Origin of the sequence: uncultured Ferrovibrio sp. (assembly GCF_937960835.1) — a bacterium.
Taxonomy (GTDB): domain Bacteria; phylum Pseudomonadota; class Alphaproteobacteria; order Ferrovibrionales; family Ferrovibrionaceae; genus Ferrovibrio.
On sequence record NZ_CALGPC010000002.1, the window covers coordinates 33,976 to 58,958 of the forward strand.

Consider the following 24,983-nt stretch of genomic DNA (forward strand, 5'->3'; position numbering starts at 1 on the left):
GGGGATTCGTGTCGCTGATCAGTATGACTGGCTTTGCCCGCGCCGAAGGTCGTGCGGCTGGCAAGACCTGGATCTGGGAACTCAAGTCGGTCAACGGCCGCGGGCTGGAACTGCGGTTCCGGCTGCCCTCCGGATATGAAAGCCTCGAAGCTGAGCTGCGGGCCTTGGCGCAAACCAAGCTGGTGCGCGGCAATGTCACACTCAATCTGCAATTTGCCGAATCCGGTGAAACCGGACCGTCTTACCGGCTGAACGAGGCCCTGCTGGAGCAACTGCTGGAACTGGCCTCGCGCTTGGAGAAGAGGGGCATCGGCGCGCCGCGGCTCGATGGACTGCTGGCGGTGCGCGGCGTGGTCGAGCCGGTCAGCGCCGGCGAAGACGAAGCTGCCCGTGCGGAACTGGAAGCCGCTTTGAAAGCCAGCTTCGCCGAAGCATTGGATCGGCTGGTTGCCAGCCGTGCGGCCGAGGGTGCCAAGCTGGCCGCCGTGCTGCGCGGCCTGCTGGATGAGATCGCTGCATTGACGGCGCGCGCAAGGGAGGCGGAGGCCATGTGGCCGGAGGCGCTGCGCAACCGCCTGCGTCAGCAGCTCAATGAGTTGCTGGCACTGTCGCCGCCAGTGTCGGAAGAACGGCTGGCGCAGGAACTGGCTGTGCAGGTGACGCGGCAGGATATCCGTGAGGAAGTCGACCGGCTGAATGCTCATATCGAAACCGCCCGGGGGCTTATCGAGGGCGGCGATGCGCGCGGCGTCGGCCGCAAGCTGGATTTCCTGGCGCAGGAATTCAATCGTGAATCAAACACCCTCTGCTCCAAATCCTTCGATGCCGGGCTGACCGCCATCGGTCTGGATCTGAAGCTGGTGGTCGATCGGTTGCGCGAGCAGGCTCAGAATGTCGAGTAACGTTTCCCCGCATATCAGCATCAGCCGCCGTGGCCTGATGCTGGTTCTCTCTTCGCCTTCGGGCGCCGGCAAGACGACGATTTCCCGCCGTCTGCTGGAGATGGACACCAACCTGCATCTGTCGATCTCGGTGACCACGCGGCCCCGCCGGCCCGGGGAAACCGATGGCGTTCACTATCACTTCATCAGTAACGAAGATTTCGGCCTGATGGTGAACCGCCAGGAGCTGCTCGAACATGCGAAGGTGTTCGATTATTACTATGGCACCCCGCGCGAGCAGGTCGAAAGCCGACTGGCCAGCGGTCAGGACATCCTCTTTGACATCGACTGGCAGGGAACGCAGCAACTGGCGCAGAATGCCCGTGCCGACCTCGTCAGCGTCTTCATCCTGCCGCCCTCGATCCGCGATCTGGAGCGCCGGCTGAAAACGCGCGCCCAGGATTCGGCGGAAGTGGTCGCCAAGCGGATGTCCAAGGCAGCCGATGAGATCAGCCACTGGGCCGAATACGATTACATCGTGATCAATGACGATGTAGAGCGCTGCCTGGCGCAGGTTCACGCCATTCTCACCGCAGAGCGGCTTCGGCGGCATCGCGGCACTGGGCTTGTCGATTTCGTCAAGCAGCTGCGTGACGGCCGCTGATCAGAGCTGCTGCGCCAGGGCGCAGAACTCTTCGATGGTGAGCGTTTCAGCGCGTCTGGTTGGATCGATTCCCGCCTCGGTCAGCTTTGCATCGGCATTGGGCCAAATCGACTTCAACGCCGTGCGCAGCATCTTGCGGCGCTGATTGAAGGCCGCTGCGGTAACACGTTCCAGCTTGGCCGGATCGGCTTCGGCCAAGGGCCGGTCCCGCGGTTCCAGCTCCACCAGGGTCGAGGTCACCTTCGGCGGTGGCACGAACGCCTTCGGGCCGATGTCGAATAGCAAGCGCACGTGGCAGCGCCACTGGGCTGCGACGGCAAGTCGCCCGTAGTTCTTGCCTCCGGGCGGCGCTGCCAGCCTTTCGGCGACTTCCTTCTGCACCAGGACGGTAATGCGGGTAAATTTATCTGCCTGCCCCAGCCAGCCGAGCAGCAATGGCGTGGCGATGTTGTAGGGCAGGTTCGCGACGATCTGCCATGGCGGCGTCGTCAGGGCCGCAAGATCGGTCTCCAGGGCATCGCCGGCATGCAGGGCAAGGCGTCCTTCGGCGGCCGCGACCAGTTCGCCCAGCGCGGCCAGGCAGCGCTCGTCGCGTTCCACGGCAACAACCTTCGGTGCATTCTCCAGCAGCAATGCGCGGGTCAGGCCGCCTGGACCGGGACCGATTTCGATCACCGTTGCGTCAGACCAGGGCATTGCTGCCCGGGCAATTTTGCGCGTGAGATTCAAATCGAGGAGAAAATTCTGCCCCAGCGATTTGCGGGCAGCGAGATCGTGCCGGGCGATGACATCGCGCAGCGGCGGCAGAGCCTCGACTGGCGATGTCATCGACGATACCGCGCCATCCGCGCGGCCAGTTTCAAAGCTGCGATCAGGCTGTCCGGCCGGGCAATGCCCTTGCCGGCAATGTCAAAGGCCGTGCCATGGTCAGGCGAGGTGCGGATGATCGGCAGGCCTAGCGTCACATTCACCCCGCTGTCGAAATCCAGTGTCTTGATCGGGATGAGCGCCTGGTCATGGTACATGCAGATCGCAGCATCGTATTCCGCGCGCGCCGCCTCGTGAAACATCGTGTCGGGGGGCAGGGGGCCGACTGCGGCGATGCCCTCCGCCTGCAGGCGGGCCACTGCCGGAGCAACGATGTCGATGTCTTCCGTTCCCATGCTGCCGGACTCTCCAGCATGGGGATTGAGGCCGGCGATTGCCAGACGTGGCTGAGCGATGCCGAACTTGTCCCGCAGATCCATCGCGGTGGTCCGCGCCGTTTCAAATATCAATTCTGTGGTGAGGGTCTCAATCGATTGCCGGAGCGACATATGGATCGTGACCGGCACCACGCGGAGGCGGTCGGAAGCCAGCATCATCACGGGCAAAGGCTGGCCGCATAGCGCACCAAGAAATTCCGTCTGCCCGGGATATTTGAAACCTGCCGCGTAAAGCGCGGCCTTGTGGATCGGATTGGTGACGATTGCGGCGGCCCGGTCGGACTGGCACAGCTCGACTGCGATTTCGATGGCGCGCATTACCGCAGAAGCGTTGGCCGGCTCGGGTTGCCCGGGAAGAGGTATTTTCTCCACCGGCACCGGCAGAACCGGCAGGGCATCATCAAAAGCGATAAAGGCCTCATCCGGCTCGGCGATGGCCTGCATGGGAACGTCCCACCCTAGCTGCTCAGCCAGCGATTTCAGGCGGCCGGTGTCGTCCAGCATGAAGAAGGGCTGCAAGCCGTCCTTCTGGCGCCGCAGCCAGGCCTGCATAGCGATTTCGCCGCCGATGCCCGCCGGCTCGCCCATAGTGAGAGCAAGCGGCGCAGACAGGCGCTGCTCAGCGGAATTCGATGGTGGCATCTCGCCGCAATTCACGAATGTAGCGCTGGGCCAGCAACTCAGCGCGCCGGATCAGAAGGTTCTGCCGGATCTGGTTGCGGTCGAAGGCGTTGCTTTCTTCCTTGCCGCAGAGTGTGAACAGATGAACGCCGCGCGGGGTCTGCACCGGTTCGGAGGTCTCGTTCACATTCAGGTTGCTCACGGCCTGGCGGAATGCCTCCGGCAAGTCGCCGAGGCGCAATGTCCCAAGGCTGCCGGAACCAGGCGCCTGCAGTCTCTCCGCGATACCTTCGACGTCATCGCAGCTGCGGATTTCGCTACGCACCGACTGTGCCCGGGCGAAGACGGCTTGCGCATTTCCGGCATTGCCGTCCAGCGGCAGAAGGATCTGCTTCAGAGTTACCTTGGTATCCTGTGCGCCGGGGAGCGCGATCTGCCGCCGGTCGCGCAGGGCGATGATCTGATAGCCGCCCACTGTGCGGATCGGCTCGGAAATATCGCCCTTGTTCATGCGGGCGACCACTGCTTCGACTTCTTCCGGCAAGGTTCCTCGCTGAACCCAGCCGACCTCGCCGCCATTGGCTGCGGTGGTGCCGCGACTGAATTGCCGCGCCAGGGCCGGAAAGCTCGCGCCATTCCGCAACTGCTCGATGATGCGCAGGGCCGTCTGACGCTGCGGCTCCTCCTGATCGGGATTGTCGACCGGTATCAGGATCTCCGAAATCAGTTCTTCGGTCTGGCCGGCGGAGCTGCGCAGCTTGGCGATGACTTCGTCGACTTCCTGATCGGTAATAGTGGTGGTGGCCATCAGTCGGCCGCGAACCATGCGTGCCCAGGTCAGTTCGGCCCGGACCTGCGCCATCACTGCTTCAGGATCGATGCCTGAACGCTGGGCGTATTCCTCGAACCGCCCCGCCGGAATGCCAAGCTGACGCTCGATTGCGCTGAGCGCAGTATCCAGCTCCTGCTGCGAGATGGATATGCCACGGCGTTTGGCCTCCTGCATCTGCAGCCGCTCGTCGATCAGCGACCGCATGGCCTGCTCCCGAACGGCACGGAGCACTTCGGGATTGTCCGGCAGGCGAGCCGTGGCCATGATGATGCGCAACCGCTGGGTGACATCCCGAAGCGAGATCACTTCATCATTCACCAACGCGACGATGCGCTGCTGGTCCTGACCATAGGCGGGACCTCCAGCCAGTCCGACGAGAAGCACAAGAAGGGCGATCAGGCGAAGCATCGGCAACTCAGTTGAAGGTTGCAATTCGGAACCGGAAACCAATGGTGGTGTCCGGTTGGATATCCCGGTTCACGGTAAAGGTCCGCTGGGCGAAGAGTACAATATCGAAACACTCGTCGGTATAGCGCAAGGCGCCAAAATTCAGCAGTGAACCGCCCTCCGAACCCAGCTCCCGCGTATGACGGAACTCCGTACCCCAGTACTTCGTCAACTGCAGGCGTAAAGCGCCGCTGACGGCCTCCTGATCTCCAATGCCGTCGTCGACCAGATCGGTGTCCGCTACATTGGCATAGGTGAGGCTGAGGTAAGTGGTATTGGTGCCCAGCGTGGTTGTCAGTTCGTGTCGCTGGACATCCAGATTCTTGTTCTGCGCGAGACGAATGCGATCGACTAGGGTTATATAGCGTCCGGGAGAGATGGTCAGGCGGCCAACATAGTCCGACAGCCGATCATTAAGACCAGCGCCCTCCGCATAAATATGGGTCTCGCGGGTTCGCAGTGACTGGCCGAGCAGGAGTTCCGAGTAGCCACCTGATTGACCGTAGGCGGCGGCACGGAGGCCGTAATTGAGCTTCGGGCCGCCGTCCCAGCGATCATAGCCGGGGAAACGGTTGTAATTGAACAGATTGGTCTCATCGAATTCGAGGGTGAGCGAATCTTCATTCGGAATATCGTCAGGATTGCCGCCATGTGGCGTGATCACAGCGCTGACGATTGGCTCGATGAGCTGACGGACCTTGCCTTCGTCGCGCACAAATGGATAGCGCCAGTCAAGCGCCACTAACGGAATGGCGCGGCCGGCGAAATTGGAACCGTCATTGCCGGACGGGATCATGCCCAGCGATTCATCGACATCGTTGACCCAGTAGCCATCCGCACGCAGCAGAGCCGTCGCCGTAAAAATTTCACCGGTAGATGCGTAGTAGGGCTGCGTCCAGGAAACGGTAGTGGAAAGACGACGCATATCTGTACCGGCCTGCCGATATATCGACGCCATATTCGCGTCAAAAGCCCAGCGTCCGCCATAGTCGCCTGGTTCCATGATCGCGCTATAGTCGAAGATCGGCGCAGCAATCGGAACAGTGTCCGAGCGTACACCCGCCCGCAGATTCTGGAAGGAGAAGGCATTTATTGCGGCGAAGTGGCGATTATTGATCGCCTGAGCATAAACACGGCTGGTTAGGGCATTGACCGCCGAGTATTCCGGAATGTTGTAAAGGTTCAGATATGTATCGTCTGAGGCACGGAAGATATTTGCCCCCCAGGTGACATCGTCATTATAGCGGAAGGCCATGTTTGCGCGGATGTGGCCGCGGAATTCGTCACCGCTCTTGTTGTCGTACTTGTCTGCCTGGGTGATGCTGGCATCCACCCAATATTCACCGGTTGCACGACGTTGGCGCAGTTCCCCATACATCATGCCGCCTTGATCTGTGGAGTATTGCGGCATGAGCGTGACGTCCGTGTTATCGTCAACGACATAGTAATACGGAACACGAAAGGCTTGGCCGAAGTATGCGCTGCTCAAATAGCTTGGCGGCAAAAAACCGCTGCGCCGATTGACCGTCGGATCCGGGTGGCTGAAGTAGGGCGTATACAATATGGGGATGCCAAACATTTCAAACCATGCATCCCGGTACATAATTTCCTGTGCTTGCTGGTCGTGGATGACGCGATCACTGCGAATCTGCCATAGCGGCGGCCGCGTGCGGTCATCTGGGCAAAGCTCACAGGTCGTGTATACGGCTTTATGCATGACGGTGGTGTTGCCGTCCCGGCGTTCGCCGTAGGCCGCAGCACCGCGCGAATAGTCGCTCAGCAGAAAGGATATATCGCGGATAAAGCCATTCCGCATGCCGGAGGTCAGCTCCATGTAATCGGCGAACAGCACTGAGCCATCCTGCTCCATGAGCGTGACATTGCCACTGGCGACGACTTTATCGTCGCGTTCGCTGTAGCTGACCAGATCAGCCAACAGGGTTCGACCACCCTGCGCCAGTTCGACGCCGCCTGCTGCTTTGACGACACCGAATTCCTGGTCGTAAGTCAGGCTGTCGGCGGTCACCAGCACGGGTGCATCCGTCCCGGTTTGAGCGAAAGCCAGGGCGGATGTTGCGAGCCAGAAGCAGACGGAGAGGCTTAGAAAGCGATTGCGGCCCCGGCTCATCCATCCTCCAGGTGAAACAGCAGGGACGTGCCGAGCATGAAAAAGACGGCGGTAGGTGCCCATGCTGCCAGTGGCACCGGCAGGGTGCCGTTCAGTCCAAACGGTTGGGTCAATTCAACGCTGAAATACAACAAAAATCCGGTGCCTACGCCACCTGCCAGCATGAAGCCGATGCCGCCGCGGCGGGTTAGCCGCAGGCTGAAACTGGCAGCCACCAGAAACATGCCGCACAACAGCACCGGCAAGGCCAGCAACGAGTAGAAATGCAATCTATGCCGAACGGCGGAAAAGCCGGCAGCCTCCAGGGTCGCTATGAAGGACGGCAATTCCCAGAAGGAAATGGTGCTGGGTGAAGCAAAGCTTTCCTGGATGCGGTCAAAGGTCAGGCTGGTTGCGACGCGCAGCGTCTGGTAGCGCTCGGTCGGCCGATCGGGATAGCTTATCACCACATTCTGCAGTGACCAGTGGCCTTCCTCGAGAAAGGCCGTGGCGGCATCGATGCGTTTGACGAAGTGATCATTGCCTTCGAAGTAAAACAGGATGGCATCGTGCAGGCGCACGCCCTGCTGGGCGACCCGAAGGGCATGGATGACAATCTGTCCCGTTGCATCCGCCTCGCGCAGCCATAAGCCCCCCGATGAGACAGCCAGCATGCTGCTCCGGCCGCGTAACGCCTTTGCCTCTATCGCCTCATAGCGCGTGAGCATCGCGGCTGACAAAGGATTGTAGACGGTCACGACAAACACGCCCAACAGGAAGGCGATTGCCAGGCCGGGGAAGAGGAACTGCCAGACCGACACGCCGGCGGCGCGGCTGACGGTCAACTCCTGAGAGCGGGTGAGCCGGCTTAAGGCCAGCATTCCGCCAAACAGGACCGCGAACGGAAACAATTTCGAGAGCAAGGACGGAAGCTTCAGTAGCGACATCTCAAGCACCAGCCCAAGCGGCGCATCCGGTACCTTGCTGGCGCGGCGCAGCAACTCAACGGTATCGAAGCTGAAAGCCAGCACCGCCAGGACGATGAATACGGTCAGGATCGCCATGAAGTAGTGGCGCCCGAAATACATCGAGAGAGTCAGCGACTGCCGCATCACGCCTCCCGTGGCACGCGGGCGGGCATTGTCGGCTCGCGCAGCATCAGTGCAGCGCCGACGAGAAAAACAATTGGCGTGAGATACATTAATGGGATCAGGACGAAGGAGGTAGCCGCCAGATGCGTCACGCCTAAGCTGAGAATCTGCAATGCGATGGCAATGGTAGCGCCCACGGCCAGCCTACGGCCTTGTCCTCGACGGCTGAACTCACCGCCCAGGACGCTGGCAACGGCGATCAGGATCAGCGCGGGCGCATAGAGGGGGGTAACCAGCCGGCGATGACCTTCCACTATCAGCTTGCCGTAGTTCTGCTGATCGGCGCGATCGTCCATGTTCGGCGAAAAGAGTTCGTTGAGATAACGTTCCGAAGGCTCCCGCCAGCCTTCGCCTTCTTTCCGGGCATAACTCTCAAGATCGAGGCTGTAATTGTCGAAATACAGCAGCGAGAGCGATTGCCGGTCAGCGCTGATCTGCTGACGGTTCCCATTGACCATGTAAAGCCGCGGTCCCTGCGGCGTGCGCAGCAGAGTGGCTTTCTCCGCCATCATGGTCACCGGCTGTTCCGGATTGCGGTTGTCATGCACCAGAACGCCGATCATGTCGCCATTGGGCTCGCGCTCACGCACATAAACTGTCAAATCCGATGTCGGCGTGTTGAATACGCCCTCAAGGATGGCCATGCCCGCCAGGTCATTGCGGAATTCGTACTGCGTGGTGCGCAGCGTGCGGGCGCCGAGTGGCATCAGGTACAGCAGGATGACGTACATCACCGCCATGATCACCACGGAGATGTACAAGGCCGGACGAGCCAGCGCGAGGCGGCTGAAGCCTGCGGCCGACAGCACGATGGTCTCGGCATCGCCGGCCAGGCGATTGAAGGCATAAAGCGTGGCGCAAAACGCCGCCACCGGCAGGATGATGGCGACGATGTTGGGCAGCACCAGGATCGTCAGGTAGAAGAAATCGCCAAAAGCAAGGTTGTTGTTGACGATGCGGTCGATGAAGCGCAGCGACTGGGTCAGCCAGATCACGCCAGTGAGGGTGAAGGTGGCAAACAGCAGCGGCCAGGCGATCTGGCGCATGATGTATAGGGTCACTCCGCGCATCGCCGGCAGTATAACGATTCCACCCTTGCTGGCCACAGCCCAGAACCGAAAAGAAGGGCTTGGTCCATAAAGAAGATTCGGCGAATCGCCTGCCGTCGCGGATTGATCGGCCGCCGCCGCCGCCGCTATAGTGCTCGGCCGGTCAGACACCCGAATTTCAGCCGGATTGGAGCATCATGAAAATCGCCATTGTCGAAGCCAAGACCCCGAAGAAGGGCAGTGTCGTCCTCAGCGTTGCCGAGGGGCGGCAGTTGGGGCCTCTGGGCCAGCAGATCGATAAGGCCGTCGGCGGCGCCCTGACCCGGGCCATGACGGCCGCGGCCCGGTTTTCCGGTGCCAAGGGGCAGTGGCTGGAGGTGCTGGCGCCGGGTGGGGGGCTGAAGCGCGTCCTGCTCGCCGGCCTGGGCAAGCCGGTCGACGTCAAGGCTACCGCTTTCGAGGCTTTGGGGGGCGAGGCGGTCCGCCGCCTGATGACCTCGGGCGAGACGGAACTCGCCATTGTGGCCGAAGTGCCGAAAGGCGCGGTTCTGCCGGCTGCCGAGGCGGCGGCCCGGGCCGCTCTGGGCGCGCGGCTTGGCGGCTATCGCTTCGACAAGTACCGCACCACCTTAAAGGATAAGGAAAAGCCGTCCCTGAGCTCGGTCGCCGTTCTCACCGGCGCGGCCGCGGCAGCGCGCAAGCTCTACCAGCCGCTTGACAAGCTGGCTGACGGCGTGGTTCTGACCCGCAATCTGGTTACCGAACCCGCCAACGTCATCTATCCGGAATCCCTGGCGGCCGAATGTCGCAAGCTGGCCAAGCTCGGCGTGAAGGTCGAGGTGCTGGGTGAGCGGGAAATGAAAAAGCTCGGCATGGGCGCGCTGCTGGGCGTCGGCCAGGGCTCGGAGCGTGAGTCCCAGCTCGTCGTCATGCAGTGGAATGGTGGCAAGAAGGGCACCAAGCCAGTCGCCCTGGTCGGCAAGGGCGTCTGCTTCGATACCGGCGGCATCTCGATCAAGCCGTCCGCCGGCATGGAGGAGATGAAGTGGGATATGGGCGGCGCCGGCGCGGTGATCGGTGCCATGGCCGCTATCGCTGGCCGCAAGGCCAAGGCCAATGTCGTCGGCGTCGTGGCGCTGGTGGAAAACATGCCCGACGGCAAGGCGCAGCGCCCGGGCGACGTGGTGAAGTCCATGTCGGGCCAGACCATCGAGGTGCTGAATACGGATGCTGAAGGCCGCCTGATCCTCTGCGATGCCATGTGGTATGCACAGGAACGCTTCAAGCCCCAGGCGATGGTCGATCTCGCCACCCTGACCGGCGCGATCATCATCTCGCTGGGACATGAGCATGCTGGCCTGTTCTCCAACGACGACAAGCTAGCCGAACGCCTGACCGCAGCCGGCAAGGCCGAGGATGAGCTGCTTTGGCGCATGCCGTTGTCCGATGCTTACGACGAAGGCCTGAAGTCGCAGATCGCTGACATGCAGAACATTGCCGGGCCGGGTTTCGGCGCCGGTTCGATTACGGCCGCGCAGTTCCTGCAGCGCTTCGTCAAGGACAGGACGCCTTGGGCGCATCTTGATATCGCCGGTACCGCCTGGAGCAAGAAGGACAAGGCCACGGTGCCGAAAGGTGCCACCGGCTTCGGCGTGCGCCTGCTGAACCGCCTCATCGCGGATCATTACGAGGAGCGCTGATCGCGCTCCTCTCCAGCATGACCGAATTGCTCTTCTATCATCTGACCCGGCGGCGCCTTGAACAGGTGCTGCCGGAACTGCTGGAGAAGACCTTGCAGCGCGGCTGGCGCGCCGTCGTGAAAGGCGGCACGCCGGAGCGCATCGATGATCTGAATAATGTGCTGTGGACCTATGGGCGTGCCAGTTTCCTGCCGCACGGCGTCAAGGCTGATGGCTTCGAGGACAAGCAGCCGATCTACCTGACCACCGAGGACGAGCGGCCCAACGGCGCTCAGGTGTTGTTCCTCGTGGATGGCGCGGATACGGCTGATGTGTCCGTCTATGACCGGGTCTGCGATCTTTTCGACGGCAATGACGAAGACGCCGTGCAGGCAGCACGCATGCGCTGGAAACGCGCAAAGGACGCCGGCCACAAGCTGACCTATTGGCAGCAATCTGAAACCGGCTGGGTCAAGAAGGCGGAGGGGTAGGGATCTCGGGCAAGCTGAGAGAGATCCTCGGGGCAAGTCCGAGGATGACGTAGCGGCTTAGGCCTGCGCCGCGTCGGTCTGTGCTTCTTCCAGTTTCTCTTGCGCTTCCAGCCAGGCGTCTTCCATGGCCTCGATCTTCTTCACCAGTTCGCCATGCTGCTTCTGCAGGTCGGCCTGGGCGACGGCCGATAACGTCTCGTAGGTTTTCGGATCGGCCAGCTTGGCGTCCAGCTTGGCCTTCTCGGCATTCAGCTTGGCCAAGGCTTTCTCGGCATTCTGCACAGCGATGCGCAGCGGTGCGAGCATCTGGCGCATGACTGCCGCCTGCTTGCGCTCCGCCTTGCGGTCGGCAGCCGATTTCTCGCCGCTGGCGCCGCGCTCGCTTGCCAGCGCTGCTTTCCGGCGTTCCGCCAGCAGGCGCGCGTAATCGTCGAGATCGCCGTCGAAATCCTTCACCGTGCCGTCGGCCACCAGCCAGAAGCGGTCCGCGCAGGCCTCCGCCATATGCCGGTCGTGGCTGACCAGGATCACGGCGCCCTTGAACTCGTTCACCGCCTGCACCAGCGCATCGCGCGTATCCATGTCGAGATGGTTGGTCGGCTCGTCGAGGATCAGAAGATGCGGCGTGTGATGTGTCACCATGGCAAACAGCAGGCGTGCGCGTTCCCCGCCGGAGAGCTTGCCGGCTGCCGTATTCGCCTTGTCGCCGGTCAGGCCAAAGCCGCCTAGCCGCGTGCGGATCTGCTCCACCGTCGCCTTGGGCATCAGATCCTGCATATGCTCGACCGGCGTGCGGTCCGGATCGAGCACTTCGTCCTGGTCCTGGGCGAAATAGCCGATGCGCAGCTTGTTGGTCTGGTGCATCTTGCCTGCCTGCGGCTCAAGGCGCCGCGACAGCAGTTTGGCCAGCGTCGATTTGCCATTGCCGTTGGCGCCCAGCATGGCGATGCGGTCGTCCATGTCGATCCGCATGTTCAGGCTGCGCAGGACCGGCTTGCCGGGCTGATAGCCGACGGCAACATTCTCAAGCGCAATGATCGGCGGCGCCAGTTCCTCGGGCTCGGGCAGGCGGAAGATCACGGTCGGATCTTCGATGGCAGCCACGATCGGCTGCATCTTCGCCAGCATCTTCAGACGGCTTTGCGCCTGGCGCGCCTTGGAGGCCTTGGCGCGGAAGCGGTCGACGAATTCCTGCAGATGCCGGCGCTGCTCAGCCTGGCGCGCTGCCAGTGCCGACTGCTGCTCCATGCGGGCGCGGCGTTCGGCTTCGAAACTGTCGTAATTGCCGCGATAGAGCACCAGCTTTGTGTTGTCGATATGCAGGATATGCTCGACTGCATTATTCAGGAAATGCCGGTCATGGCTGACCAGCAGGAAGGTGCGCGGATAGTTTTTCAGATAGCCTTCCAGCCACAGCGACGCTTCCAAGTCGAGGTGGTTGGTCGGCTCGTCGAGCAGCAGCAGGTCTGGTTCCGCGAACAGGGTTGCTGCCAGAGCGACGCGCATGCGCCAGCCGCCCGAAAAGCTGTCCAGCGGCCGGTTCTGCATCACTTCGTCAAAGCCCAGGCCGGCGAGGATCACCGCCGCCCGCGCCGGGGCGCTATGGGCGTCGATCTCGGAGAGCCGCAGATGCACCTCGGCGATCCGCTCGGCGTCCTCCATGCGGCTAGATTGCTCCAGCGCCTCGGCTTCCGCCAGCAGGGCCTCGCGTTCCGCATCGGCTGCCAGGACATAGCCAATCGGCGTCTGGCTGCCGCCCGGCGGCTCCTGCGGCAGCTTGGCGATGCGGCAGCGCTCGGGCAGCTCAACCCCGCCGGTTTCGGTCTGCAATTCGCCGCAGATCACCTTCAAAAGCGTGGATTTTCCGGTCCCGTTGCGGCCTACCAGGCCGACCTTGTGGCCGGCCGGGATCGTGGCTGAGGCGTGGTCCAGCAGGACGCGCCCGGCGATCCGGTAGGTCAGGTCACGGAAGGTCAGCATCGGAAATCCGAGAATTTCTAAGCCCGGCGGTCACGCCAGGAGTTGCGGGGGTGCGGCGGAGCCTCTATATAGCCGCGACCTTTTTTCCCGCCAATGCCTGAAAGGACAATCCGACCATGGCGATTGAACGTACCTTCTCGATCATCAAGCCGGATGCCACCCGCCGCAATCTGACCGGCGCGATCAACGCGAAGATCGAAGCCGCCGGCCTGCGCATCGTCGCCCAGAAGCGCATCTGGATGAGCCAGAAGCAGGCTGAGACCTTCTATGCGGTGCACAAGGAGCGTCCCTTCTTCAAGGACCTGGTCAACTTCATGATCTCCGGCCCGGTGGTCGTGCAGGTGCTGGAAGGCGAGAACGCCATCGCCAAGTATCGCGAAGTGATGGGCGCCACCAATCCGGCCAATGCTGCGCCTGGCACCATCCGCAAGGAATTCGCCGAGAGCATCGAAGCCAACTCGGTGCATGGCTCGGATGCGCCGGAGACGGCTGCCGTCGAGATCGCCTATTTCTTCTCGGGCACCGAGATCGTCGGCTGATTTTTCAGTTTTCTGAAATGCGAAAGGCCCGGCAGCATTGTCGGGCCTTTTTGCTTTCTGAATACGCTGCGTCAGAAGCGCCTCAGACAGAAGGCGAGATCATTACGCCGCTGGCCGCGGTCGCATCCTTCACACGCACGACCTGTCCCTCGATGGAAAGCCGGCCTTCCGCCAGCCAGCGCAGCGCGGTCGGATAAATCCGGTGTTCCTGTTCCAGCACGGCAGCGGCGACGGTCTCGGGTGTCGCATCAATTGGCACCGGCACCACAGCCTGGATGATGATCGGGCCTTCGTCCATCCCGGGCGTGACGAAATGCACGCTGCAGCCGGTAAAGCGCACGCCGGAGGCGACCACCTGCTCATGTACCTTCACGCCCTTGAAGGCAGGCAGGAGGGAAGGGTGGATGTTGATCATCCGGCCTGTCCATGTCTGCACGAAACCTTCGGTCAGGATGCGCATGAAGCCAGCAAGACAGACCAGTTCGATGCCATGGGTGCGCAGGGTTTCGTTCACTTCGGCGTCGAAATCCTCGCGTGTGCGGCCCTTGCTGGGAATCACTGCCGTGGTGATGCCTTTCGCCTGCGCGTAGTCGAGCCCCTCTGCCGTGGGATTGTTCGACAGGACCAGCGCGATGCGGGCCGGAAAATCAAGCTGGTCTGCCGCCTCGACCAGGGCGCGCAGGTTGCTGCCGCGCCCCGAGATCAGGACGGCGACAGCCTTGCGGTCCATCATCAGTTCCAGGCCTCGGCCATGTTGACGACTTCGGTGACCGGCTCGGCGCTCTTGTCGGCCAGGGCTTCGATCCGGCCGATGCGCGAAACGGTTTCGCCGGCGGCCTGCAACGCCGAGTGGACGGCATCCGCCTGATCCGCCGCCACGGCCACGACCAGACCGATGCCGCAATTGAAGGCGCGCGCCATCTCGGCATCGGAAATCCTGCCGGCGGCCTTCAGCCATTTGAACACCGGCGGCATCGTCCAGCTCTTGGCATCGATCACCGCCTTGGTGCCGTCGGGCAGAACGCGCGGCACGTTGTCGACCAGTCCGCCGCCGGTGATGTGCGCCATCGCCTTGATGCGGCCGTCGCGCACCAGCGGCATGCAACTTTTCACATAGATGCGGGTTGGCACCATCAGGATCTCGGCCAGCGGCTTGGCCGTGTCGAACGGTGCCGGCGATTCGAAGGACAGGCCGTTATCGGCGATCACCTTGCGCACCAGCGAAAAGCCATTCGAATGCACACCCGAGGAGGCCAGACCCAGCAGCACATCCCCCGGCTGCACATCGCGCGGCAACAGACGGCCGCGCTCGGCGGCGCCGACGGCAAAGCCGGCAAGGTCGTAATCCTTCGCCGCATACATGCCCGGCATCTCGGCGGTCTCGCCGCCTGTCAGGGCGCAGCCGGCCTGGCGGCAGCCCTCGGCAATCCCGGCGATCACATTTTTGGCAACTTCCACGTCCAGTTTGCCGGTGGCGTAGTAGTCGAGGAAGAAGAGGGGTTCGGCGCCTTGCACCAGAATATCGTTGACCACCATGGCCACCAGATCGATGCCGACGCCGTCATGGCGGCCGGTTTCGATGGCGATCTTCAGCTTGGTGCCGACACCATCCGTCGAAGACACGAGGATCGGATCGGTGAAGCCCGCCGCCTTGAGATCGAACAATGCGCCGAAGCCGCCGAGCGAGGCATCGGCTCCCTTGCGGCGCGTGGAAGCAGCCAGCGGTTTGATGGCATCGACCAGGGCCTCGCCCGCGTCGATATCGACACCGGCAGCCTTATAAAGCGGCGACGTGTTGATGGTGGCCTCCACGATGGGCTAGAGTGGATGCCGGCCAACATACCCATTCCGTCCCCGTTTGCAATGCTCCAGGCGCGCTTGCTAAGACCATGGTTTTCCATCCTTTTTGCTGGTCTTCTGGGGCTTGCGGCAAGCGCCCCGGCGGAGGCGCAGGGTGTTCGCCCCGAACGCCGCGCGGCCAATCCCTTTACGGTTTCAGGTGTGCCTGTCGATGCCAGCGCCGAGAGTGCCGCTGCGGCACGGCCCATTGCCATCGCCGAGGGCCAGCGCCGCGCATTCACGCAGCTGCTGCGCCGTCTCACCTTGCCGGAAGATCACGGGCGCCTGCCGCGCCCCAGCGAGGCGGTGCTGAATCAGAGCGTTGCCGGCTTCGAGATCGACGAAGAGCGCACCTCGCCGACGCGCTATATCGGCCGCATTACCGTCAGCTTCTACCCGGACATGATCCGGCGCCTGCTGCAGGATGCCCGGCTGCCTTATTCAGAAACGCAGAGCCGCCCGGTCCTGGTGATCCCGGTCTGGCAGGCACCGTCGGGCGACCGCCTGTGGGAAGCGGACAATCCATGGCGCGAGGCCTGGCTGCGGCGGCCGGAAGGCAGCGGCCTGGTGCCGCTCAGCATCGCACCGGCGCGCGAGGATGGTCCGCCGCTGGATCGCCTGCTCGGCAACCCGGATGAGTTGCGCACCTTCGCACGCAAGCTCGGCTTCGAGGATGTCCTGGTGGTTCCCGCCACCTTGCAGCAGCAGGAACTCGGCAATATCCGGATCGAGATCTATCCCTATCACGACGGCAGCGCGACCTTCCTCGACAGCCTGGAGCGCTTCGTGATGACGGGTGGTACCCAGGAAGAGGTGCTGACGAATGCGGCGATGGATATGACGCGCCGCATTGAGGCGCGCTGGAAGGCCGCCACCGTGATCGATCTGGAAAAGCAGAGCCAGCTCAGCGCCGCCGCCTTGTTTGGCGGATTGGCGGAATGGACCACGCTGCGCAACTCGCTGAATGGCGTGCCGGGCCTGCGCAAGGTGGAAGTGCAGCGCCTGAGCCATCGCGATGCCCAGCTGCTGATCGAGTTCTACGGCGATCCGGATCAGCTTGCCGTCGCGCTGGCGCAGCGCGACATCATGCTGGAGCAGCGTGACGGCTTCTGGCAGCTGCGGAGCCGCAAGCAGTGACCGAACGACAGCAATATGCCGCCTGGGGCATCATCGCAGCCGTTACCATTGCCCTGCTGGTACTGCTGAGCCCCATTCTGCTGCCCTTCGTGGCAGGCATGGCGATCGCCTATTTTCTTGATCCGGTGGCCGACTGGCTGGAGCGCCGGGGTTTGTCCCGTACCCTGGCCACCTCGGTGATCGTCATAATTTTCTTCCTGGTGGCATTGCTGCTGTTCATTCTGCTGATCCCGGTGGTGGTGAGCCAGCTTGGCGCTTTTATCGAGCGGCTGCCGGAATATATGGGCATGCTGCGTCACCGCGTGATGCCCTATGTGCAGGATGTTGCGGCGCGTTTCGGCATCGACCTGCAATTCGAGGTTCAGCAGGCGCTCAGCAACAATCGCGAGCAGGCGATGAAGGTACTGGGTGAGGTGGTCAATGGCCTGCTGGGCGGCGGCTGGGCCGTCTTCAATGCCCTGTCGCTGGTGGTCATCACGCCGGTAGTTGCCTTCTATCTGCTGCGTGACTGGGATCGCATGATCGCGCGCATTGATGCCTATCTGCCGCGCGACCATGTCGAAACCATCCGCACGCAGGCCATGGAGATCGACCGCGTGCTGGCCGGTTTCGTGCGCGGCCAGGTGATGGTCTGTCTGTTCCTGGCCTTCTTCTACGGCATCGGCCTGACCGCCCTGGGTCTGCAGTTCGGCCTGTTCATCGGCATCACTGCCGGCATGATCTCCTTCATTCCCTATGTCGGTTCGGCGCTCGGCTTCATTGCATCGGTGGGCGTGGCTCTCGTGCAGTTCTGGCCGGACTGGATCTGGATCGGCGCCGTCGCCGGCCTGTTTGCCCTTGGCCAGTTCATCGAAGGCAATTTCCTGCAGCCCAAGCTGGTCGGCGATCGCGTCGGGTTGCACGCCGTCTGGGTCATTTTCGCCCTGCTGGCAGGCGGCAGTCTGTTCGGTTTCGTCGGCGTGCTGCTGGCGGTGCCGATGTTCGCGGTCATTGGCGTGCTGGCCCGCTATACGCTGGAACGCTATCGCCAAAGCAAACTCTACAAGCCCGGCACACCGCTCGATCCCCATCTATGAAGACGCGTCAACTCAGCCTTGGCCTCACGCTGCCGATTTCCTGGGCGCGCGAGGACTTCCTGGTCGTGCCCGGAAACGAAGCCGCGCTGGGCTGGCTCGACCGCTGGCCCGATTGGCCAAATAACGCACTCGCGCTGCATGGAAACGCGGGCACGGGAAAGACGCATCTTGCGCATATCTGGGCCGCGCAGGTGCCGCAGGCGCAGGTGATTGGCGCGGATGCGCTGACCGCATCTACGGTCGATCAACTGGCACAGCGCCCGTTGGCACTGGACGATGCCGACCGGGTAGGCGATCCCGTCGCGCTGTTCCATCTGGTCAACCTGATGCGCGAGCGCGGCCATAGCCTGCTGCTCACCGGATCGTCTCCGCCCGCGCAATGGCCTTATGCACTGCCCGATCTGATGTCGCGCCTGAAAGCCATGCCGGCCCAGGGCATCGAAGAGCCGGACGATGCGCTCCTGGCCGCTGTGCTGGTCAAGCTGTTCGCCGACCGGCAGCTCAATGTCGGCGAAGACGTCGTGAAATACCTGGTGGCTCGGATCGAGCGCTCCTGTCACGCTGCCCGCCATTGGGTCGCCGCCCTCGATGCCGCAGCCCTGGCGCAGGGTCGCGCGGTCACCGTGGCACTGACCCGCAAGGTGCTGGAGGACGAGAACGGTTTCTAGTTCTCGGTTTCTAGTTTTCGATGCGGCCCGGCGCGCTGAAGGTGTAGCCGCGGCCATAGATCATCTTGATCGGCGCCTCCAGCTGGGAAGCGTCCTTGATCTTGCGGCGCAGCCGGTTGACCACGGCATCGAGATGGCGGTTGTCCCAGCTGGTCTGCGGATGCGCCAGAACTTCTGCCAGCATCTCGCGTGAGCAGGGCTGACCGGCATTCTCGAGCAACGCGCCCATGAAGGCCAGTTCGGTGGCGGTGAGCTTGATCTCCACCCGGTTGGGCGCCACCAGTTGCCAAGCGCTGCGGTTGAGTATCCACTGATCCGGCACACGGTTGACGGCCGTGCTGCGCGGGTCCTGCAGGCGCCGGAGCAGGCTGTGGATCGTGGCTTCGATCTCGCGCAGGCTGCTATGCTTGACGAGGTAGATATCCGCGCCGCTTTCGAAGCCCTTGATCCGGTCGTCCGCTTCGCCCAAGGCGGTCAGCATGATGATGCCGCAATCGGCGCGGGCGCGGATCTCTCCCGCCAGGTCGAAGCCGTTGCCGTCCGGCAGGCCGATATCCAGGATCACGATGTCGGGCAAGGGTCCCTCGGCGAGGGTGCCGCGCAGCTCGCGCGCGGTTCCGACCCCCGTGGCATCAAAACCGCGCATGGCGAGGTAATCGACGAGATCGGTACGGAGCGAGGGTTCGTCTTCGACGACCAGGATACGCGTCGTCATGCTGCTTTAGAGTCCTTCTTGCTTTCGGTAACGGGCACCAGTCCCGGCAGCGGCAGGCGGATCGTCACGATGGTGCCGCCTTCAGGCCTGGTTCGCAGGCTCAGATCGCCATGGTGATAGCCCAGCAATTGCCGGGCGCTGTGCAATCCAATCCCGGTGCCGGTCGCCGGCTTGGTGTTGGAGGCGCGGAAAAAGCGGCGGCCGATGGACGGCATTTCGTCGGCAGGAATACCGATGCCGCAATCCGTCACGGTGATGAGAATGGCATCGCCGTCCAGGCCGGCCGCGATTTCGACCGGGCTGTCTTCGTCGGAATATTTCAGGGCATTGTCAATAATGATTGCCATGACCGTAGCCAGCATCTCGGCATCGCCCCCATAGGCCGGCAAGGCGGAATCCGTCGAGAAGGACAGCCGCTTGATGGTGTGTGGATCGTCGAAATGATGAGTGACGCGGGCGAACAAATCGTCGATGGTCATCTGGCTCGGCTGCACGAGTTCGGCCGGATGGCGTTCGGAATCCAGGAAGCGGTCGATCAGCATCAGCAGCCGTCGCACGGCCCCGCGGATGCTGCTCAGGCGCATCTCCACGGTCCCCGGTGGTTTGTCCAGCACGACCTCGATCATTTCAGCAGCGCGGTCGATGATCGCGAGCGGCGTGCGGAATTCGTGGCTGACCATCCGCAGCAGCTGACGCTGTTCCTCTCGCAGGGCCTTCTCGGTACGCAGGCTCTGGGAGAGCTGTTCCTGCAGGCGCCGGCGCTCGCCTACCTCGCGTTCAAGCTCGGCATTCCGCTGACGCAGATCCGAGGCCATGCGTACGCCGACCATCATCATCATCGCCAGGAACAGCGTCATCATGAACAGATTGCTCTCGAAGAAATACCAGGCCTGGCCGTTCGCGTTTGGCAGTTCGGTACCGGCAGAGTCGAGTGCAATCTGCATGCTGCGCGCGGCAGAGGCGACGGCGTGGGTCAGCAGGATGATGATCGTCGCGATGCGCAGCGACTTCGGCTGGGTCCGGTCGTTCAGCATCGTCCGGATCGCCATCAGCATGATGATGATGGTCACGCCTGAGGTGGCGTAAATCCTCGGCGCCACATTGGCCGGGTCCAGATACAGCGCCAGTGGCCAGAACAGCAGGGTGAAGACGATGCAGGATATGCCGATGACGGGATAGGCGGGCTGATTGAGGAAGCGGGCGAGCCCGCTGACGATCAGCACCAGGCCGGCATTGATGGCGGCGTTGTCCAGCACGATGTGCCAGGCCGGCGGCGCCGGGCCGCGCAGGATTATCATATACATGCCGACCGCGCCGACAATCGAGCCGGCCGCGATCAGCCGCAATTCGTAAAACCTGCGCTGCATGGCCCAGACGTAGATCCACACCACCCCCTGCAGGGTGACGGTAACGCCGAGCATCATGATGATGGATTTCAGGTCGAGCATTGCGGCCGCATCCTGTCCCATCCTCTGCCATCTGCCTAGCCTTGAAAGGAGCGGGGCAGAGGTGGGTGTTTGTCAGATTCTGTAAGAATTGGTCGGGATTGGTAGGAAGACAGGACCCCCCCCATTCTTGTGAAAAGAGTAATTCATCAGCCTGGCATTAGCAGTGCCTTGGGGGGAACCATGATCATTGGCTTCTGTCTGCGCGTTGCACCCCGTAACGCGATGCTTTCTGTGCGCAACGCGGCTTTGGCGGGAACGGCCTTGACGGCTCTCTATGCGCTGCCTGCCTCAGCGGCGCCTCTTTGCGGCGCCAGTGTCGGTGATGGCGTCACCCTGAACTGCGACAGCCTGATCGCCGGCAATGGACTCGATATTGGCGGCTATGACAATGTAACGGTCAATGTTTCCGCCGACTGGATCAACAACGGCCCGCTGATCAGCGGCAATGGCGGGACGGGCATCCAGCTCAACATCGGTTCCGGCGTGGAGATGTCTACCTCCGGCGGCCCGTTGATTTCGCTCGGCCAAGGCAGCGGCAAGATCGTTGTCGAGGGGACGCTGACCAACGAGGGTACGACCCAGCCCCTGATCAGCCTGGAGGGGGGAGAGAGCAACCATTACGAAATCTTTTTCAAGCCAAGCGCCGTGCTTAATCCCAATGGCGGGCTGATCCTTGACAGCACGGCCCGCGTCACCGTGGAGACGAGTAATTTCGACCTCGCCTCCTATATGGAAGCCAGGACCACCAAGGATACCTTCCGGGCTTCGAAGGAGATGACGTTTCTGGAGGACGAAGAAGTCGATCTGGACAATTTCATAAAATCGGACAACAGCGGTTTTGAGATTTTTGAATTCGCCGATGGCAACTGGAATGTGTCGCGCAGCAGTGGCGGCCCCAAGCGCGACCTGCGGGTCACCGGGGGCATGGTCATGCTCCTCGGCGAGCACAATGCCGATGTTGACGTAGCAGGTGGCTTTTTTGGTGCATCCGCAACAAATGTCGTCATCAAAGGCAACCTGACGGTTTCAAATGGCAAGGTAAGGACCTTCAGCGACCTGGCTGTGGGTGGAAATGTCGTCTTCAAATCGGGCACGGCCTATTCGCCGGTGATAGCATACACCGCCGGCAGGCTGGTCGTCGGTGGCAGTGCGAGCATCGCCAAGAACACCACACTGGAGCTTTTCCCCGGCTTGGGGCTGTTCTCGGATGGCTCATTCTCGATCCTGACGGCAGCCAAAGGCATTACCGGCAAATTCAGCACCATTGAGCTGTACGGAGGGCAAACCATAGCTGCATCGGCCAGCTACACGGCCAATGAGATAACGGTCAAGCTCGGCACCTATGCCGATCCTGACAGTGACGACGATGATGACGATGACGGTGGCAACGACAACGTTGGCGGTGGCGGCGGGCACAGCGGTCAGCTTGTTCCTGCTGCGACGACGGCGAGCGGCACGGCTGCGGCAGCGGTGCTGGATGCGGCGCGCGGCAATTCCCAGCTGACCAACCTGATCGCGGTGCTGGACGCATTGCCGCCTGCGCAGAAGGCAGCTGCGCTGACCTCGCTGTCGGGGCAGACGACGACGACGATGGCGGCGATGCCGACGGTCTCGGCGGCCTCGGTGGTGTCGACGGTGCTCAACCACAACACGGCGCAGCCCGGGGCGACGGCGCCGACGCGCTTTGGCGGCACAGGCGACAGTGCCGATGCGGGGCGCCGCAGCGGCATCTCGACGGGTGATGCCTCGCCTGATCATGGCGCCTGGGTTTCCGTGCTGGGCGGCTTCGGGTCTGTGGATGCGAAGAACGGCATCGCCGGCTCGGATACGCGGACCGGCGGCTTTGCCGGCGGGCTTGACTTCGCGCTGGAGCCTGAGCGTGTGACGGCGGGCGTGTCGTTTGGCTATGTCGGCAGCCGCACGGAGATCGACAATGACGGCGGCACGGCGGATGCCAAGGCGGGCTTCCTGGACCTCTATGGCCGTCTGGAGGACTGGGGCATCCGCCTGGACGGCACCCTGATGGGCGGCCGCCATTACGGCGAGCAGAGCCGCACTGTCACGCTGGGTGTGGCAACTGCCACGGCGAAGGGGGAGAATGACGGCTGGAGCCTTGGGGCTGGGCTGCAGGTCAGCACGGGCCTTGAGGTTGCGCGCAGCGAGGATGTCCATGCTGTGCTGCGTCCCTTTGCGGGGGTGACGGCCCAGCGCTACTGGCAGGGCGCGTTCACCGAGAGCGGGGCCGAAACGGCGAACCTTCGCTATGGCAGCTTCACGCGTGACAGCTTTGTGAGCCGTGTTGGCGCGAGCTGGGAGTTTGACATCCAGGCTGGGAAGGAGACGCGTCTGTCGCCGATGGTAAGCCTTGGCTGGGCGCATCAGTTTGCTGCGGATGCGCCGCGGATGGATGCGGCTTTTGCGCTGCTGCCGGATGCACGGTTCTCGGTGACGGGTGCTGAGATGGAGCGCGACAGTCTTGAGATCGGCCTTGGGCTTGATGTGATCGACCTTGGCGAGGGCCTGACCTTCAGCATCGGCTATGGCGGCAGCCTCGCCCGCGATGCCCAGGACCACACCTTCTCAGGACGCGCCAAAATCGCGCTGTGATGCCAAGCATCGATGCCTGATTGGCGACAGCAGGGGTGGGCAAGCTGCCGCCACCCCTGTTAGGGTTCCGGCATGCAGCGGCGCCGTTTAATACCCCGTAGTTTGATTCCTCGCATCCTGCCCCTCGTCATGGCCGCAGGCCTTAGCCTGGCGGGCTGCGCAGCGGACCGTTTCGCAAGCGCGGAGAAGATCGCCGCACCGGCCGGCCTGCAATTCCGGACGACGCAGACCACGTCTTATCGTCTGGCGGCGTGGAAGCGCATGAGCGATCCATCGCAGCCGGTGCATGTCTATATCGAAGGCGATGGCCTGGCCTGGCTGGATCGCAACCGGCCATCGCCCGATCCCACACCGCGCCATCCTCTCGGCCTTGCTTTGGCGGCGCGCGACCCGGCGCCGAATGTGATCGCCATCGCGCGCCCCTGCATGTATGTCGATCTCAGCCGTCAGCCATCCTGCCGGATCGAGACCTGGACGGATGGACGCTTCGATCAATCCGCCATAGCCGCCATCGATCAGGCGCTCACGCAATTAAAGCCGGCCAACATGCGCGTGCATCTGGTCGGCTATTCTGGCGGCGCGGCCATCGCCGCTGCCCTGGCAGCGCGGCGGCAGGATGTTGTTTCGCTGCGCACCGTGGCGGGCAATCTCGATCCGGCGGCGATCACCCGCTTTCATCGCGTTTCCCCCATGCCCACCGCCATCGACATCGCGGCCATGGCCCCAGCGCTTGCCGCGATGCCGCAGCGCCATTTTATGGGAACTAAGGATACGGTCATTCCGGCTTTCGTAATCGAGCAATTCGCAAAGAATGCCGGACGCTGCGCGGCGGTGAGCCGTGTGGTGGCAACGCATGGCGAGGGCTGGACCGAGCAATGGCCTGCGCTACTGCGGATGCCGTTGCCCTGTGAGCAGGCGCAGTAAGAAAGAAGACTATTCGAGTTTCTTGCCGTCGAGCTTCCGCTGGAAGCGGGCCTCCTCCTTGCGCGCGGCATCGCGGTCGGACTTGCGCTGGCCATAGCGGATGCGGTTCTCGGCCGCCTTCGCCTTGGCCTCCTCCCGCTGCCGCGCCTTGCGGGCCTTGTTGAGGTTGATCAGATCGGCCACGGATGAATCCTGCTGCTGAACCGTGTCAGGATACCAAATGCCGGGCGGCAAGGGCAGGGGTGGTCCAGGGGGCGCTCCGTGTTGCCAATATCCCTCCCGGGCATGGAGCTGATGGCTGAACGGGATGGGCTGGTTTGGCATCCCTTGCGCCGACCGGCTCAGGTCAGCCCCTTACGACTTTCAGCCGTCCAGTTGGCGCGGTGTTACAAAACTGGCCAGAAACCCAGCCCCCGGTTTGACCTGCGGCCAGTTTTCCACCGGGAAGCAGAGCTCGGCCAAGCCTGCCGTCGGGTATTTTTCTTCCAGCCGGGCGAGGGCGTTGCCCGCGCTGGTCCCGGTCAGGCGCCGCGCGAAATCCTCCAACCCGGGATTGTGGCCGATCAGCAGCACTTCCCGGCAGGTGGCGGGCACAGTGCGGATAACGGTGAGCAGGACGGCCGCCTCAGCCAGATAAAGCTTGGCCTCAAAGCGGGTCTTGATTTGGTCGGGCGGGGTTGGGGCGAGGCGTTTTTCCAGCCGCTCCCAGGTCTGTCGAGTGCGAGTGGCGGGCGAGCACAGCACCAGATCGGGCCGGATGCCGCGCTCGGACATATGCCGGGCTAGCCGGCGGCAGGCTTTCTCGCCACGCGGGCTCAATGGTCGGGCGAAATCGTCCAGCTCGGGGTCGTCCCAGGCCGATTTGGCATGCCGCAGAAGCCAGAGCCGGAGCATGGAATCATCCTTAGCGCGAGGGGGCGAGC

The 24,983-nt window shown here is 62.8% G+C and carries 23 protein-coding genes; 10 read left to right on the forward strand and 13 right to left on the reverse strand.

The annotated features are described in order from the left end of the window. Nucleotides 1-8 precede the first annotated feature (8 nt). On the forward strand, nucleotides 9-902 hold the full coding sequence (locus Q0603_RS01045; protein WP_298720727.1) for a YicC/YloC family endoribonuclease: 894 nt from the start codon (nucleotides 9-11) through the stop codon (nucleotides 900-902). Continuing rightward, nucleotides 892-1,545, forward strand: coding sequence for a guanylate kinase (gmk, locus tag Q0603_RS01050; protein WP_298720730.1), 654 nt, complete (start codon nucleotides 892-894; stop codon nucleotides 1,543-1,545). Before Q0603_RS01045 ends, gmk begins: the two co-directional genes overlap by 11 nt. Here the strand turns inward: gmk and rsmA are convergent, their stop codons facing one another. The 6 genes from rsmA to lptF are packed head-to-tail and all read right to left on the reverse strand — an operon-like array spanning nucleotide 1,546 to nucleotide 8,969. Next, a complete protein-coding gene (gene rsmA, locus Q0603_RS01055; RefSeq protein ID WP_298720733.1) occupies nucleotides 1,546-2,373 on the reverse strand; it encodes a 16S rRNA (adenine(1518)-N(6)/adenine(1519)-N(6))-dimethyltransferase RsmA in 828 nt (275 codons plus the stop codon). Continuing rightward, on the reverse strand, nucleotides 2,370-3,392 hold the full coding sequence (gene pdxA / locus Q0603_RS01060) for a 4-hydroxythreonine-4-phosphate dehydrogenase PdxA (RefSeq protein WP_298720736.1): 1,023 nt from the start codon (nucleotides 3,390-3,392) through the stop codon (nucleotides 2,370-2,372). The genes rsmA and pdxA overlap by 4 nt, the downstream gene beginning before the upstream one ends. Next, nucleotides 3,370-4,611 (reverse strand): peptidylprolyl isomerase, encoded by a 1,242-nt coding sequence (locus Q0603_RS01065; protein ID WP_298720739.1) that lies wholly within the window; start codon nucleotides 4,609-4,611, stop codon nucleotides 3,370-3,372. The genes pdxA and Q0603_RS01065 overlap by 23 nt, the downstream gene beginning before the upstream one ends. Nucleotides 4,612-4,618: 7 nt before the next feature. Beyond that, nucleotides 4,619-6,778 (reverse strand): LPS assembly protein LptD, encoded by a 2,160-nt coding sequence (gene lptD / locus Q0603_RS01070; protein WP_298720742.1) that lies wholly within the window; start codon nucleotides 6,776-6,778, stop codon nucleotides 4,619-4,621. Continuing rightward, nucleotides 6,775-7,869 carry an LPS export ABC transporter permease LptG gene (gene lptG / locus Q0603_RS01075; protein WP_298720745.1) on the reverse strand — a complete coding sequence of 365 codons (1,095 nt, stop codon included), beginning with the start codon at nucleotides 7,867-7,869 and terminating at the stop codon, nucleotides 6,775-6,777. Before lptG ends, lptD begins: the two co-directional genes overlap by 4 nt. Then, nucleotides 7,869-8,969, reverse strand: coding sequence for an LPS export ABC transporter permease LptF (gene lptF, locus Q0603_RS01080; RefSeq protein WP_298720748.1), 1,101 nt, complete (start codon nucleotides 8,967-8,969; stop codon nucleotides 7,869-7,871). Before lptF ends, lptG begins: the two co-directional genes overlap by 1 nt. 185 nt (nucleotides 8,970-9,154) lie before the next feature. On the opposite strand from lptF, the gene Q0603_RS01085 reads away from it, so the two are divergent. After that, complete coding sequence (locus tag Q0603_RS01085) at nucleotides 9,155-10,657, forward strand: leucyl aminopeptidase (protein WP_298720751.1); 1,503 nt, start codon at nucleotides 9,155-9,157, stop codon at nucleotides 10,655-10,657. Nucleotides 10,658-10,674: 17 nt separating this feature from the next. After that, nucleotides 10,675-11,127, forward strand: a complete 453-nt coding sequence (locus Q0603_RS01090) for a DNA polymerase III subunit chi (RefSeq protein ID WP_298720753.1) — start codon at nucleotides 10,675-10,677, stop codon at nucleotides 11,125-11,127. Nucleotides 11,128-11,184: 57 nt separating this feature from the next. On the opposite strand, the gene Q0603_RS01095 is transcribed toward Q0603_RS01090, so the two are convergent. Next, nucleotides 11,185-13,107, reverse strand: coding sequence for an ABC-F family ATP-binding cassette domain-containing protein (locus Q0603_RS01095; protein ID WP_298720755.1), 1,923 nt, complete (start codon nucleotides 13,105-13,107; stop codon nucleotides 11,185-11,187). Nucleotides 13,108-13,223: 116 nt separating this feature from the next. Between Q0603_RS01095 and ndk the strand changes: the two genes are divergently transcribed. After that, a complete protein-coding gene (gene ndk, locus Q0603_RS01100; protein WP_298720758.1) occupies nucleotides 13,224-13,646 on the forward strand; it encodes a nucleoside-diphosphate kinase in 423 nt (140 codons plus the stop codon). Between the two features lie 82 nt (nucleotides 13,647-13,728). On the opposite strand, the gene purN is transcribed toward ndk, so the two are convergent. Together purN and purM are read right to left on the reverse strand one after the other, a co-directional pair. After that, a complete protein-coding gene (purN, locus tag Q0603_RS01105; protein WP_366132432.1) occupies nucleotides 13,729-14,379 on the reverse strand; it encodes a phosphoribosylglycinamide formyltransferase in 651 nt (216 codons plus the stop codon). After that, nucleotides 14,379-15,458 carry a phosphoribosylformylglycinamidine cyclo-ligase gene (gene purM / locus Q0603_RS01110; RefSeq protein ID WP_298720761.1) on the reverse strand — a complete coding sequence of 360 codons (1,080 nt, stop codon included), beginning with the start codon at nucleotides 15,456-15,458 and terminating at the stop codon, nucleotides 14,379-14,381. Before purM ends, purN begins: the two co-directional genes overlap by 1 nt. A gap of 66 nt (nucleotides 15,459-15,524) precedes the next feature. Between purM and Q0603_RS01115 the strand changes: the two genes are divergently transcribed. Genes Q0603_RS01115 through Q0603_RS01125 form a run of 3 tightly spaced genes read left to right on the forward strand, consistent with a single transcriptional unit; the run spans nucleotide 15,525 to nucleotide 18,366 of the window. Then, complete coding sequence (locus Q0603_RS01115) at nucleotides 15,525-16,622, forward strand: DUF2066 domain-containing protein (protein ID WP_298720765.1); 1,098 nt, start codon at nucleotides 15,525-15,527, stop codon at nucleotides 16,620-16,622. After that, nucleotides 16,619-17,698, forward strand: coding sequence for an AI-2E family transporter (locus Q0603_RS01120; RefSeq protein ID WP_298720768.1), 1,080 nt, complete (start codon nucleotides 16,619-16,621; stop codon nucleotides 17,696-17,698). The genes Q0603_RS01115 and Q0603_RS01120 overlap by 4 nt, the downstream gene beginning before the upstream one ends. Further along, complete coding sequence (locus Q0603_RS01125; RefSeq protein WP_298720771.1) at nucleotides 17,695-18,366, forward strand: DnaA/Hda family protein; 672 nt, start codon at nucleotides 17,695-17,697, stop codon at nucleotides 18,364-18,366. The genes Q0603_RS01120 and Q0603_RS01125 overlap by 4 nt, the downstream gene beginning before the upstream one ends. Nucleotides 18,367-18,376: 10 nt before the next feature. Here the strand turns inward: Q0603_RS01125 and Q0603_RS01130 are convergent, their stop codons facing one another. Both Q0603_RS01130 and Q0603_RS01135 read right to left on the reverse strand, forming a co-directional pair. Next, the gene (locus tag Q0603_RS01130; RefSeq protein WP_298720774.1) at nucleotides 18,377-19,081 is read right to left on the reverse strand and encodes a response regulator transcription factor; all 705 of its coding nucleotides are present in this window, start codon (nucleotides 19,079-19,081) and stop codon (nucleotides 18,377-18,379) included. Beyond that, complete coding sequence (locus Q0603_RS01135; protein WP_298720779.1) at nucleotides 19,078-20,529, reverse strand: HAMP domain-containing sensor histidine kinase; 1,452 nt, start codon at nucleotides 20,527-20,529, stop codon at nucleotides 19,078-19,080. The genes Q0603_RS01130 and Q0603_RS01135 overlap by 4 nt, the downstream gene beginning before the upstream one ends. Nucleotides 20,530-20,709: 180 nt before the next feature. Here Q0603_RS01135 and Q0603_RS01140 point away from each other — a divergent pair, with 180 nt between their 5' ends. Then, a complete protein-coding gene (locus Q0603_RS01140; RefSeq protein WP_298720782.1) occupies nucleotides 20,710-23,136 on the forward strand; it encodes an autotransporter outer membrane beta-barrel domain-containing protein in 2,427 nt (808 codons plus the stop codon). 129 nt (nucleotides 23,137-23,265) lie between these two features. Continuing rightward, nucleotides 23,266-24,060, forward strand: a complete 795-nt coding sequence (locus tag Q0603_RS01145; protein WP_298720784.1) for an alpha/beta hydrolase — start codon at nucleotides 23,266-23,268, stop codon at nucleotides 24,058-24,060. 9 nt (nucleotides 24,061-24,069) lie between these two features. Here the strand turns inward: Q0603_RS01145 and Q0603_RS01150 are convergent, their stop codons facing one another. Together Q0603_RS01150 and Q0603_RS01155 are read right to left on the reverse strand one after the other, a co-directional pair. Next, complete coding sequence (locus Q0603_RS01150) at nucleotides 24,070-24,243, reverse strand: DUF4169 family protein (RefSeq protein ID WP_298720786.1); 174 nt, start codon at nucleotides 24,241-24,243, stop codon at nucleotides 24,070-24,072. Between the two features lie 180 nt (nucleotides 24,244-24,423). Continuing rightward, nucleotides 24,424-24,954 carry a histidine phosphatase family protein gene (locus Q0603_RS01155; protein ID WP_298720788.1) on the reverse strand — a complete coding sequence of 177 codons (531 nt, stop codon included), beginning with the start codon at nucleotides 24,952-24,954 and terminating at the stop codon, nucleotides 24,424-24,426. Nucleotides 24,955-24,983 lie beyond the last annotated feature (29 nt).